The 13621-nt window shown below is 42.1% G+C and carries 11 protein-coding genes; 4 read left to right on the top strand and 7 right to left on the bottom strand.

Annotated features, from left to right (window positions below):
* Window positions 1-148: 148 nt before the first annotated feature.
* Window positions 149-1150, top strand: a complete 1002-nt coding sequence (locus IM500_RS06760; protein ID WP_079209703.1) for a beta-ketoacyl-ACP synthase 3 — start codon at window positions 149-151, stop codon at window positions 1148-1150.
* Window positions 1151-1267: 117 nt separating this feature from the next.
* A complete protein-coding gene (gene fabD, locus IM500_RS06765) occupies window positions 1268-2191 on the top strand; it encodes an ACP S-malonyltransferase (RefSeq protein WP_287738006.1) in 924 nt (307 codons plus the stop codon).
* A 327-nt stretch (window positions 2192-2518) separates the two neighbouring features.
* On the opposite strand, the gene IM500_RS06770 is transcribed toward fabD, so the two are convergent.
* The 4 genes from IM500_RS06770 to IM500_RS06785 all read right to left on the bottom strand — a co-directional run bounded on the left by IM500_RS06770 (window position 2519) and on the right by IM500_RS06785 (window position 7843).
* Window positions 2519-3520 carry a pentapeptide repeat-containing protein gene (locus IM500_RS06770; RefSeq protein ID WP_190722135.1) on the bottom strand — a complete coding sequence of 334 codons (1002 nt, stop codon included), beginning with the start codon at window positions 3518-3520 and terminating at the stop codon, window positions 2519-2521.
* Between the two features lie 198 nt (window positions 3521-3718).
* Window positions 3719-3853, bottom strand: coding sequence for a hypothetical protein (locus IM500_RS06775; RefSeq protein ID WP_255520608.1), 135 nt, complete (start codon window positions 3851-3853; stop codon window positions 3719-3721).
* Between the two features lie 216 nt (window positions 3854-4069).
* Window positions 4070-5581, bottom strand: coding sequence for a glycosyltransferase family 39 protein (locus tag IM500_RS06780; RefSeq protein ID WP_190722134.1), 1512 nt, complete (start codon window positions 5579-5581; stop codon window positions 4070-4072).
* Between the two features lie 24 nt (window positions 5582-5605).
* Window positions 5606-7843: a sensor histidine kinase gene (locus IM500_RS06785; protein WP_190722133.1), complete on the bottom strand. Its 2238-nt coding sequence runs from the start codon at window positions 7841-7843 to the stop codon at window positions 5606-5608.
* 121 nt (window positions 7844-7964) lie between these two features.
* Here IM500_RS06785 and IM500_RS06790 point away from each other — a divergent pair, with 121 nt between their 5' ends.
* The gene (locus tag IM500_RS06790; protein WP_190722132.1) at window positions 7965-8597 is read left to right on the top strand and encodes a response regulator; all 633 of its coding nucleotides are present in this window, start codon (window positions 7965-7967) and stop codon (window positions 8595-8597) included.
* A 19-nt stretch (window positions 8598-8616) separates the two neighbouring features.
* Here the strand turns inward: IM500_RS06790 and IM500_RS06795 are convergent, their stop codons facing one another.
* Entirely contained in the window at window positions 8617-9294 is a 678-nt protein-coding gene (locus tag IM500_RS06795) for an alpha/beta fold hydrolase (protein ID WP_079209698.1), read from the bottom strand.
* 191 nt (window positions 9295-9485) lie between these two features.
* Here IM500_RS06795 and IM500_RS06800 point away from each other — a divergent pair, with 191 nt between their 5' ends.
* A complete protein-coding gene (locus IM500_RS06800) occupies window positions 9486-10259 on the top strand; it encodes a Uma2 family endonuclease (protein WP_190722131.1) in 774 nt (257 codons plus the stop codon).
* 319 nt (window positions 10260-10578) lie between these two features.
* Here IM500_RS06800 and IM500_RS06805 read toward each other — a convergent pair whose 3' ends face one another.
* Together IM500_RS06805 and IM500_RS06810 are read right to left on the bottom strand one after the other, a co-directional pair.
* Window positions 10579-11643: a pentapeptide repeat-containing protein gene (locus IM500_RS06805; protein WP_287738007.1), complete on the bottom strand. Its 1065-nt coding sequence runs from the start codon at window positions 11641-11643 to the stop codon at window positions 10579-10581.
* Window positions 11644-11806: 163 nt separating this feature from the next.
* Complete coding sequence (locus IM500_RS06810; RefSeq protein ID WP_190722130.1) at window positions 11807-12700, bottom strand: ferritin-like domain-containing protein; 894 nt, start codon at window positions 12698-12700, stop codon at window positions 11807-11809.
* Window positions 12701-13621: the final 921 nt, after the last annotated feature.

Below are 13621 nucleotides of genomic sequence, written 5' to 3' on the forward strand. Positions count from 1 at the left end.
TAATCAGTAATCAGTGAAAAGACAGTAGGAAACTGCTATTTAATACTGCTCACTTAATACTCAAATCTGATCACTGATCACTGATCACTGATCACTGACCCACTGATAACTGATAACTGATCACTGATCACTGAAAAGGGGGAATATTTTGAACGGATTCGGGGCAGCAGTCGTCATGACCGGTTGTGGATCGGCCACACCAGCGCAATTCCTCAGTAATGAAGAACTCAGCCAAATTGTCGAGACTTCCGATGAGTGGATTAAAAGTCGTACAGGCATCGGTAAACGCCATTTAGCGGATCAATCGGTGTCTTTGAGCCAATTAGCAGCCCAAGCGGCGATTAAGGCTCTGGAAATGGCTCAGGTGTCGCCTAGGGACATCGATCTGATTCTCTTGGCTACTTCTACCCCCGATGATCTGTTCGGTAGTGCCGCCCAAGTTCAAAGTCAGATCGGGGCCAATCGGGCGATCGCTTTTGATCTCACCGCCGCCTGTTCGGGTTTTCTGGTGGGATTAGTCACCGCCACCCAGTTTATCCGTACTGGTACTTACCGCAATGTCTTGGTTATCGGGGCCGATGTTCTCTCCCGTTGGGTGGATTGGAACGATCGCGCTACCTGTGTCCTCTTTGGAGATGGGGCAGGGGCGGTGGTTTGTCAAGCAAATGATACAAAAGATAACATTCTCGGTTTTGAACTCCATAGCGACGGCAGCCAGAATGGTTCTCTCAATCTCGCCTATCAGGGGGAAGAATTGCCCCTTAAGCAGGGGGTAAGGGTTCAAAAAGGGACCTATAAGCCCCTAAGGATGAACGGACGGGAAGTCTATCGTTTTGCCGTGGCGAAAGTGCCAGAGGTCATCGAAAAAGCTCTCTATCGGGCTAATTTAACCACCAGTGACATCGATTGGCTAGTTTTGCACCAAGCTAATCAAAGAATTATGGACGCGGTGAGCGAGCGCCTGAAACTGCCTCCGGAAAAAGTGATCAGCAATCTCAGCGAGTATGGCAACACTTCCGCAGCCTCGATTCCTCTAGCCCTCGATGAAGCTGTCAGGAGTGGTAAGGTCAAAAAAGGTGATATTATTGCTTCTTCTGGCTTTGGTGCCGGTTTAACTTGGGGTGGGATTATCTTCCGTTGGGGAGATTAATTCAGTAACCAGTAACCAGTGATCAGTAAACTAAAAACTCACATCTGATAACTGATAACTGATAACTGATAACTGATAACTGACCCAAACACATCTATCTATCTATTTTAAGAACTTATGAAAACAGCGTGGATATTCCCGGGACAAGGATCGCAAGCGTTAGGAATGATTGGAGATTTAGCGGAAAGTGCGCTTGGCCAAGAGAGATTAGAAATAGCAGAAAGAATCCTCGGTTGGTCGGTCTTGGAAAAATGTCAAGGGGATGAAGAAACCCTATCTCGTACTCTTTATACCCAACCTTGTTTATTTGTGGTGGAGAGTATTTTAGCGGATTTGTTGCAAGAAAAAGGTCATTTTCCCGATCTAGTTGCCGGTCATAGTCTTGGTGAATATTCGGCTTTGTATGCGGCCAGGGTGTTTAATTTTGAAACAGGATTAAATCTAGTTCAAAACCGTTCCCGTTTGATGGATGCGGCCGAAGGTGGTAAAATGGCCGCCTTAATGAAATTCGATCGCACCAGTCTAGAGACAGTGATTAATCAGACGGAAAATGTAGTTATTGCTAATGATAATAGTGCCGAACAAGTGGTGATTTCTGGGACTCCTGAAGCGGTGGATTTGGTATTAGGTCAAGTGAAAGTTAAGCGGGTTATGCAGTTAAAAGTATCTGGTGCTTTTCACTCTCCCTTGATGGAAAATGCTGCTATTCAGTTTCAGCAGATTTTAGAATTAGTTAATTTTCGGTCTGCAAAAGTTCCTGTGATTTCTAATGTTAATCCTAGCCAACCGATCAACGATGCGGAGGAATTAAAAAGTTATCTCATTCAGCAGATGACTAGCTCCGTAAGATGGCGAGAAATTATGTTAAAATTGCTGGATGTGGGTGTGGAAAAAGTGATCGAAGTGGGACCGGGTAAAGTTTTAACTGGTTTAATTAAACGAACTGCTCCAATTGAGTTAGAAAATATCAGTCAATTAGCCGATATATCCAAGGGTAGCGAAGATGTTAAATTGCAGGGTTCATTAATTGGTGTTGGTTAAATTATCTGGCAACATTTTCGACAAAGGAAGTAAATTGATAGATACCTAGCCAAAAATTTGGTTAGGTATTTTTTTAGAAAACTATCATAGGGTTTGCGGCAAAAACTTTTTCAGCAGACCCTAGTTATTCTCCCATCTCCCCCCCGCAACGCGCACGAAGTGGTCTCCCCACTCCCCACGGTTATAGAAACCTCGGCAGAAAAGTCTCTACAACCAGGTTTTTCTAGGAATATAGCGTTTCCCAATCTCATGAGGTACACCAAAATCTTAACTCCTGACTCCTCAAAACCTAAGACTCTGTACCTCACAACTATGGAAATTGCTATATTAGGAAAGGAGATTACCGCGACTACCGTTAGGAAGAATAGTTTCTTCGAGGGAAGCAGAAAGAAGATTATTTTCGGTTAAAATCGCCCCAATTAAGTTAGCTTGTTTGAGATTAGCTCGTTTAAGATTGCTTCCCACTAAATAACTCAAGAGTAATCCCGCTTGGTGTAGATTAGCACCGGAAAGGTTAGCGGAGGCTAAATTAGCGCCGAGCAGATTACAACCGGTTAAGTTAGCTTGGCGAAAATTGGCTTTATTAGCGTCAGTTTTGCTTAAATCGGCTCCAGTTAAGTTAGCTCCCTCAAAATCGCTACAATTGAGGTTAGCTCCCGTCAGATTAGCACCTTCGAGGTTAGCATAACGTAAATCCGCCCCCCGTAAATCCGCCCCGCGCAAATCGGCATAGCTGAGGTCGGCGTATTGAAGATGGCAGTTTTCCAGATTAGCTTGATAGAGATAGGCTCGAATTAGGTTAGCCTCTTTTAAGTTAGCATGGCTAAGATTAGCAGAGCTAAGAATAGCACGAGTGAGAATAGCCCGTTTTAGGTTAGCTTTCCCCGCCATGGCATGGGTTAAAGTGGCTGAGGTGAGATTAGCGGCTTCGAGATTCGCTTTGAACAGTTGAGCAAAAAGTAAGCTACTGTGAATTAAACAGGCAGAACTTAAATCAGCCTTTTTCAGAACAGTATTACTCAAAATTGCGCCGCTTAGTTGACTTTGGTGCAAATTTGCCCCAGAAAGGTCGGCTTTAGTCAGGTTAGCATCGATAAGACAAGCTTTGCTGAAATTAACTTCTTCGAGGCAAGCGTCCTTGAAATTAGCGTTAATTAAACAAGCTTCGGCTAAATTGGCTCGTTTTAAGTAACTATGACTTAGGTTAATCTGGTTTAAACACTGTCTCTTTAAATTGACTCCGCTAAGTCTGACTTCCGCAAAGTTGCGTTCACCTCGATTATACAGTTCGATTAGATGTTCACGATTGGTTAAGGCATTGCTACTCATAAAATAACTAAATTGTTCTGGAAGGTGATTTCCAGAGAATTGGTTGGGGAAAATTACTGATCATGAAGTCGATCTCTAGGATTAGTACAGGGAACGACTGGGAATTTTTGCGAATAAATAGAAATTTTCAACCAATTACGGGCTTAAAATCCCTATTGGCAATCACTAAAACCGGTAAAGAACGAAAAGAATCGGGGTTCAATACCAAAAACAGTCTCTACCTAAACCCGCCACTTGTTGCCAGCCAGGTCTAGGCATTAAATTAGAGAAGTCTTGTGCGTCAGTTTTTCTGACTGAATCTACTGCCTCGCCGATGTCTTGACTCGGTATCATACAGTTGAATTTGTTAGGTCTGCTTAGTCAGTTCGGTAGCCAAGAGGCTAAAACTCTTAATCACCAGATTTCGGGGACTCTCCAGTTGAGCAAGCATAAAACTTGGTAAAAGTCAATCCCTCTTAGGGATGAACTGCCCAATCCTATTCCCTGAAGCCTTGGTTCATTGAGTCTATCAGGTTGTGGTCTGTTTTGGCAAGGGGGGTCAATGGCTTTTTAATCAATTCGCCAAAAGGCTGGATTTTCCGTAGGGGATAATTGTATAGACTGGTCATCTAAATATTGTCTGAGACTGGGGGAAGGATTGAGGAGATAAATATCGGTAAATTGATTTTTTAAGGAGGGGATGGAAACTCTAGGGTTCGACTGAACAAATAAATACTTTGTCTTAGCATCAGTAGTATGGATAAGGGGCAAGGTATCTAACCAATGTTCTGAAATAATTAGAGGTTTTTGACTGCGATTAATCATTGTATAAGCGTTGGGAATATTACTACCATAACCCACATATCTAGCTGCCGGGGGTGGATAGGGAATTTTGGCAATTAATCCGAAAACTAGCAATAATATTAAGAGAATTTTTGCCCAGCCTTGGCGCTGCTGTAATCCGTTGCTTAGTAAAAAGGTAACTGCCAGCAGCATACCGAGAAAACTCGGTAAGTAAAATCTGCCCACAGCCGTGTAGCGAAATCCTCTGATTAGATCCCAAGCTAAAAGAGAGAAAAAGGGGATAATTGTCAGGAGAATAATCAGGGTAAAAACTTTTTTATCGGCTTTTTTGCCCAGATAAATAAAGGAGATGATGACGAGGATAATTAGGCAGTATTCAATAATAGGGTTGATGGTGGGATTGGCTAAACTGAAATTATAAAATAAACGAGCGATCATTCTTACCCATCTTTGCCAAAGTACCTCTAGGGGTAAACTGCCTTTTGACCATCCAAAGACAGTAAATCGACTGGTAAAAATCCGGGTTAACCAAATTGAATAAATACCTAGGGAAGCAAGTAAGCTGATGCTATAGTATTTTTTGGTTAAAGAGTTAAAAGAATTCAGCTGCAACAGAAAATATAGGCTATGAACTACTAGAACAAAGATAAAGAAAACATGGGTATATAAACCAGCGATTAGGGATAAACTATAGAAAAACCAATCTTTTTTCGGTTGCGAGGAATCAATAGCTTTGAGAAATAACCAGCTAGAAAGTATCGAAAATAAAACATATAGTCCGTATTCCCAAATTCCCAGAGCATAACCAGTAAAACGCGGGGAAAAGAAGATAAGTGTAGCGGCAATTAAAGCGGCGTTTTTATTTTTAAATAAAGTCAAAGCTAAATGGTAAAAACTCCATAAAATACCAAACCAAATAATTACTGAAAATCCCCTTAAGACTAGATAAGAATTGCCCAATAATCTTGCAAAAAACCAGAGGAAACTGTAATAGAGAGGTAGATCGTAATTCGAGCTAGTATAAAGAGAGGCTAAGGTATCAGGAAAACCTTTCACGGAATTAACCCCTTGAAATTGCCAGAGTTGTTCTGTAGATTTAATTTGTCCATCGAACATATAGTTAATTAACTGTTCGGGTGTGTTACCAGAAAGATGGAGTAAGACCAAAGATTCATCGTGCCAAACATAACTATAGTAGGCGAGATGGACAAAATAGAAAATATTGAAAATAATCAATAAACCTAAAGCAAATCTAATCCCAGATTGACGGGTAAGCATAATTATCTTGATCCTGTTAAAAAATCACTGATTACTGTTGACTAACTCCGGTTTAATTAATCTAGAATTTTGATAGGCAATGGGTAAAGTAAACCAAAATTGTGAGCCAACCTGTGGGGTACTTTTTACCCCAATTCTCCCAGAGTGAGCCTCGATTATTTGCCGACATTGGTAGGAACCTAAACCGATTCCCGTTAGGTGTTGATTATGAAGATTTCTTACATATAAATGGAAAAGATGTTGACATTGTTCCTCATCCATGCCAATGCCATTATCGCTTAAAGTGCAGTAGAGCATATCTTGGTCAATACGAGCATCTAAAGCTAATTGAATTGGTGGAGGATTATGTTTTAAGGCATTATTTAATAATTGCTCAAAAACACTTCTTAGCTGACAAGGATCGGCATCAATAGCGGGTAAGTTATCGGGGAGAAGATTAATAAACGTAGCTTGATATAAATCAAAATCTTTTTGCCAATCTTTCAGCCAAATTTCCACCTGTTTTTTTAGAGATAGAGGTTGACGATGCAAGATTAAAGGCCGTTCTTCAGCAAAATGATTTTCTGATAAAGCATTAATTAAAGTTAATTGTCGATCGCAACTACGCACCACCTGATCGAGCATTGCTCGCGAGATAGTTACTTTTTCTGTTTGCCGACACTGGAAATTTTTTAATAACATCACTAATCCCATAATCGAAGTGCGAAGATCGTGGGATACTGCCTGTAAAAAAACCGTTTTCATTTCGTATAAACGCTGAATTTCCCGGACTTTCTCCCGCAGTTCCAGGGTTCTTGCTGCCACTTCCCGTTCTAAATTATTATTCAAGCTTTGCACCCTCTGATATAGTTGCGCTTGGCCGATAGCAATACAAACTTGGGTGGCTAACTGTTCTAATAATTTGACCTCGCTTTTTTGCCAATGACGAGGATGGGAATATTGATGGACAACTAAAGCGCCTAAATGTTGATTATTAACCGTTAGAGGTAAAACTAAAGAGGATTTAACTTGCAGGTATTCGTAATAACCCTTGAGAGTGGGCAGAGTTTGCACCTTAGCGGTATTATCAGCAATAATTAACTTATCTAAAGAAAATAATTGTCCCAATTCTTCCAGTAATTCTGGTTCGGGAAACCAACCCATCAGCGAGGGAATCTCGGGACGACGGGACTCAGCGATTACCTTAGACCAACCCCCCTCTTGACAGTGACCGATATAGACTTGATCGGCATCGAGAAAATTTCTGATTTCCTCAACAATGGTATTTAAAACCTGATCTATATCTAAAGATTGATGGACTTTTAAAGCAACTTGTGTTACTAAATGTTCTCTTTCTAAAGTTTCATTTAAAGCTCGATCGATCTGTTGTCTTTCGCTAATCGCCGCCGATAAAAACAGAGAAGTTGACATGACAATGACTAAAAAGATTTGTAAGATCAAGACACCTCTGGTATAATCGGGAGCCTGTAGGATAAAAGGACTGATTCCCCTGGCCAATCCCATCAAAGCTAAAATAGATACTAAAAAATTCGCTATTACCGCTCCCCAAGTCTGAAAACGCATGGCGGCCCAAACCACAAAAGGAAAAGGCAGATATTCGAGGTACTGCACCATACTCCAATCGGGGTTAAGAAAATTTGGTTGATCACCAAAAACCACGGAAGTCACCACCGTTAGCAAACTCAGACAAAGTAAGGCCTCGCCAAGGCGTTGGGGTTGCCGTGGTTCTCGCAGGGAGTGATGATTGAAGAAAAAACGCAACAGCAGCGGCGTGGTCATTAATATCCCCGTACTATCTCCGAGCCAGATCATGCCCCAAGACTGTCCAAATTGCCGCCAATCCCAAGTATTTAGCCAACTACGGGCAAAAGTATCGATAGTGGCATTAACTGCCGAGGCTAATAAAGCCGCTAAAAATACCAGTAAAAGAATATCGCGAATGCGCTGTAAAGTGGCGGAAAATCTCAGATAATGCAAGAATTGCGCCCCTAACAGAGCCGATAAACTGCTACCGATCGCCGAAAATAGAGCTATGGGCCAACTGGCCCCTAAAAAGAAGGTAAGAAGCAAATCCCCGATAAAAACGCCTAAAACTAGCCTTTTTCCCCCTAAAAAAACAGCAGTTAAGCCAATACCAGCACTCATCCAAATCGGGGCAGGTCGCGACCCTAAATTTAAGCAGAGATAGCCTAGCCAACCAACACCCAGATAAACTAGGGCAACAAGCACAATTTTAGACCGATATGATGAAATCCGTAGCATTTTCAGTTATCACTGGTCACTGGTCACTGTTAATCTATTTCCAGATTGCCTAAACTAGGAGTAGTTCTGCCTCATGCAGATGGGTGAAAACCGTACATTTTCCCGTTAGGAATCAAAGATCATGCGGATTTTAATTGTTGAAGACGATCCTTTAATGCAGTTAGGTTTAGAACAAGCGCTCAGTGAACAGCCGGATTTTGAGATTGTTGGTCAAGCTAGTGATGGTCTAGCGGGGGTACAATTAGCCCTATCCCTACGGCCGGATTTAGTGGTCATGGACATCGGTTTACCCCGTCTCGATGGCATTGCGGCAACTAAACAGATTAAGGAGGGTTTAGCTAATGTTCATGTGGTCATGCTCACTTCCCACACTCTCCAGCAGGAAGTGATCGCAGCTCTGGCTAGTGGTGCTGATGCCTATTGTATCAAGGGAGCCAGTCTCGATCGCCTTTTGGCCGCCATTGAAGCGGCCAAGGATGGGGCCACCTATTTAGACCCCCAAATTGCCCGTTTAGTCATGGATAATCTCAAAGCACCGGCAGTGCAACCTAATCCCAATCTAGCACTTTTATCAGAGCGAGAAATGGAGGTTTTAAAGTTAATTGTTGAGGGCAAAAGTAACGCTGAAATCGCCGAACAACTTTATTTAAGTACCAATACGATTAAAACCCATGTGCGGGGAATTATGAATAAATTAGCCGTGGACGACCGAGTACAAGCGGCCGTAATTGCCCTACGTTCCGGTATTGTTTAAGGGGAAAATGGCGATTTACTTATCCCCTATTCGAGGCTTCTCTAATCACCTCTAAAACCGCTGAAGCATGGGAAATAGTCGGGACGTGACCAGATGCCAAAACCACTGTCTTTGCTCCCATTCTCTCGGCCAAATTAAACTGTAATTCTGGGGGGACGGCTTGATCTTGACTAGAGACAATATACCAGTTCGGCTTATTTCTCCAGGCGGTTGTAGTGGTTTTTGCTGTTAGTAAAGAGGCTGCTGCTGGGGTTTGGGTGGCATAAATTAAAGCGGCTTTTTCGGCGGGCAAATCATTGGCGAGAATCTTCTCTATTCCCTCTTGAGAAATCCAGATAAACCCCTCTTGTTCTTGAAAATACTGTGATGGGGTTTCGTATTCACTAAACAAATCTACCATCGACTCCCCCGCATCGGGAGCCAGCGCTGCAATGTAAACTAAACCAGACACTTTTTCATCGTTGCCGGCTTCTGTGATTACCGTACCCCCCCAAGAATGACCGACTAGAATACATTGTCCTTCGATACGGTTTAAAATTCTTTTCGTAGCAGCTACGTCATCCGCTAGAGAAGTCAGAGGATTTTGCACTGCGATTGCTGCGTATCCTTCGGCTAATAACTGGGCAGTTATCTGATTATAACTAGAACCATCGGCCCAAAAACCGTGAACCAAAACAATATTGTTAATTCTGTTCATAAGACCTCTTACAAAACTCGAAAAGTGCTGGTTTTTAGCATTTTTTAACTCTCAGAGAGCTATTAATATTCTTACATTGTAGCCATTAAGCCCATTTTAACTTTTTAACTCAATTGCCGGTGCTATAACCATCCAAAAAGTATATTCAATCATTTATAATAAGTTATCGACCTATCTCTGTTGGATAAACCATGACTATCGCTCAAAGCTTACCCCTAGTCGAGTCTCATGTAAACCCTGAGATAATCTTCCCACAAGGCCAATTTTGGAGTGATGAACCGCCCTTGGAAAGTAACCTACATCTACAACAAATTATTTTACTAATTCAGTGTTTAGAATGGTGGTGGCGCGAGCGAGAAGATTATTTTGCCGCCGGCAATTTAACTATCTATTACAGTCCCAACCAGAAAAAGTCAGAATTCTTTCGTGGTCCCGATTTTTTCGTCGTTTTGGGGACAAATTCCAACCCCAACCGCAGAAGTTGGGTAGTTTGGCGAGAAGAGGGCAAATATCCCAATTTAATTATCGAAATTCTCTCCGATAGTACCGCCAAAGTTGACCGAGAGGAGAAAAAACAAATTTATCAAGATATATTTCGCACTCCCGATTATTTTTGGTTTGACCCAGAAAGCCTAGAATTTCAAGGATTTACCCTAATTAGCGGTCAATATCAACCGATTGCCCCCAATCCCCAGGGATGGCTCTGGAGTCAACAATTAGGCTTATATTTGGGTTTATCTGCCAATCAATTGCGCTATTTTACCCCCGAAGGGGAATTAGTACCCACTCCCGCAGAAGCGGCACAACAGGCAGAAAATCGGGTTTTAGAGGCAGAAAATCGGGCTGTGGAGGCAGAAAATCGGGTTTTAGAGGCAGAAAACCAAGTCGAGCAAGAAAAGCAAAAAGCTGCGAAATTAGCGGCTAAACTGCGGGAATTAGGCATAGATACCGAGGAAAATCTCTAGTCTTCTTTTGTTATTTAATAACGCTATTTTCGGTGAAAGGTGAGGGCATTTGATGTCATTTAGAGGCTGAATAGGGTTTGCTGAATAATGGTAAAACCCTTTTAAAATAAGGCTTTTGACCTGTTAAAATCCGATGTTCATGCTGCGAAAATCCGATTGGGACTCTCAAAAACCTTGCATTATCCCTCTCGTAGTACATAAATTGGTACAAAAAAAAGAGGGCAACAAAGCCTGAAACGACCAGCTACTGACTCCTGACGACCGGCTACTGACTCCTAACCCCACCAACAAACTTTTTCAGCAAACCCTAAATAGTTGACTAATCACAGAAAGCCCCGCGCAAGCGTAAATTTTCCCGCAATTCCTCGGTCATACCCACATTATCGGCAAACTTTGTCCCCTTCACTTTTGCCCCGCTAAAATTCGCTTGAGTGATGTTGACTTCAACCAAATTAGCTCCTTCTAAATTGGAGCCGATTAAATTAGCTAAAGCCAAACTAGAACGGTAAAAATCAGCATAACTTAAATCGGCATTAGCTAATAAGGCTCCGCTTAAATCCGCTCCCCTAAAACTAGCATGACTGCCATTAATTTCCCTTAAATCAGCATCGGTTAAATTGGCCCCGCGCAGATTAGCTTGATAGAGATTGGCCATACCCAAGGATATACCACTTAATTCCGCTGCCAGGAGATTTGCCCCAGTAAAATCCCTTAGGGGATCAAGTTCAGCTAATTGGGCCAGTTCGAGAAAATCATCACTAACAGAAGCATAAATTCCCTCGATTTGTGCTGGCAATTTCTCTAAATTTTCTGATGCTGCTGGTTTCGGTTTAACTAGAACAGTATCTAATTCTACCGGCGATGACCCCAAAGAAATACGACTCAAAAAAGCATCAAATTGATTTTCCATCAGGAAAAATGCTAACTTTCGCTCTAAAATACTATGTTTATTGGGGCTTATATCGTGTTTCCATAATCCCGATGTTTCCGTGATACAGATATCGGCAGCTGTCACCGAAAATTGCACCGTGAGATGATAAGGTTCTTCCTCCACACTCACGGTTCCTAGGTTAATCCTTTCGAGCGCTCCTGTAAATATTGACTGAACACTTTTGAACGATAACCACCATTGATAATTATTAAGACGATTTATGTATAACTCTTGACTAGAAAGAGGATTTGGTGTTAGGTGACAATTAACTAAAATAAAATCTAATTTTCCTCCTTTCAGTCCCCATTTAATTTCCCCGCCGAGGAGAGATTGAATTTGAGCTTGTAGGTGTAAAGTTAAATATAAATCAAATTTTTGCGAGTCGGTGGCTACTGGTTCTAGGGTTAAAGATACACTATCGGGATAGCGATCAAAGGCAGCTAAAAGACGCATAATCCAAAAGAGAAAAGCCAAAATAAACAGTAAAAAAGTGGTGTTTCTCCGGCCCTAAAGCCGAGAACTCACCCCTATTTAAAACAATAGCCGATTTTCTCGATCCTCGATGAACATTTCTTCGGCGATCGCTGAAGGATTGCCCCTGAAAATCAAGGTTAAATTAGTTGACTTTCTCTTTTTTGCCGATATTGTCGTCCGCATTAAAAAACATCGGCAAAAAGCGTTCCATAAACATTTTTGGATCACGATTCCAGGCTTTTTGCGCCGCTTCTACCCGGAATAATTGTAATTTCGGGTCGAGAAGGGATTGGGGTAAACGTTCCATCAGATATTGAGGACGTTCCCAAAGCGGCATAGTGGCGGCGATTTCCATTAAATGACCGACGCGGCGCAATTCTGCCCCCAGGGTGATATCCATACCCGATTCATAGGCGGCCTGTTCGATCGCTGAGTATTTGGCCTTCGCTTTTTCGACTTTTTGCCGATGTTCGGGGCTTTTTTGGGCAATTTTGGCTAACCAACGATTGCCCCAACGCACATGACCCGCTTCTTCAGGAAAAATTTTGGCGATCGTTTCCTGAATTTTCAGATTTTCTGGGGTTTGTTCCCCTTCTTTGAGGGCATAAATATGGGCGGCAAAGTATTCGCATCCCCGTTTTTCCGTGACGTTAATTGCCGCTAGGGCCGCAATCAGTCCATCTTCCCTTTGTTCTTCGCCTTGGAATTGGTCTTGATCGAGAAGACGTTCAAATTCGTCGATATAGGACAACCCCGGCGGTTTCCCCACATCGGCCCCCAATTCGATCAATAAATCGGTTAACCAGTAAGCATGACGCGCCTCATCGGCGACGTGGTGGGAAAGGTCTTGGATCAGTTCTTTTGGTTGTCCGTCTAAGGTTTCGATCAGTTCGGTCAGGTCTTTACAGCTACGTTGTTCGTTGTAGCGGTAACGGTTGAGGGTGACAAGATGAATTTCGCGATCGCTAATGACACGCTTCATGATGTCGCGAGCGCTCATCGTCTTCTTGAATTTACGAGGGTAAGCAACGGTCATGAGTTTGTATCGTTTTGTAAACGGCTTCCCGTATTCTAACGGAGTTTTTTCCCAATCTGGCAAGGAAGCGGCAAGTGGCAAGCTTTTTTCAGTGATCAGTAAACGGTAATCAGTGACCAGTGAAAACTTACATCTGATAACTGATACTAAATCCGGTTATTAAAGAATGATTATTTATTCCCCCTTTTGCCTATTGCAAGAGTGCATGAGTGCCTGTCCTCATAAGTAGCCTATGCTCAACGGATTTAGTATGATAACTGATTCAAGTGGGAAACAAAATTAGGTGGTGAAAAAAAGATATTTGTCAGGAGAGTCACTATAAAAACATCAGTTTTAAAGATTTTTTTTGGCAATTATTTTGATTAGGAAATATTTGACACTTCCCGGGGTGACAGAGCGACTAAAAGGCTCGCTGGATAAAGCGCATAGCCGTTAGACCTCTAGAAAAATCTTCGTGTTTTCCAGCAGCAATTCTCATTTTGAAATAAATGATGAATTAACCCCTATTGCGAACCTTAAAGTTTAGGACAAGAGAATTATGTCGTCAGCTATAGGGCGATGACCAAAAAGAAAAATTGACCCGATTTATTATCAAAATAAAAATTTATAATTGTTGTCCGTTAAGATAAAATTAATAGGTGGAACTCTATTAGTTAGTCAAATTTCCTCAAGATGGCAAAAAAGGCAGCGACCGTGTTGGGTTTCGCTTTCCCCTAGAATTGAGAGGTTTTCTTCAACATATTTATTCGCTCAACTCAACCTACGGACTTTATGAAAGGTGGCTGAGAGGGGGACAAGCGAGCTAGAAGGTAGATAGGGCAAGCGATATCGCTCTTTGTCCTTTGATGTAATCCTTCAACCGATAGCGGCTAATTTGCATTAACTCTTCTATATTTTTTTGGAACATTTGATGTAGCTGGA

Origin of the sequence: Microcystis sp. M179S2, from assembly GCF_020245805.1 — a bacterium.
GTDB classification, from domain to species: Bacteria; Cyanobacteriota; Cyanobacteriia; order Cyanobacteriales; family Microcystaceae; genus Microcystis; species Microcystis aeruginosa.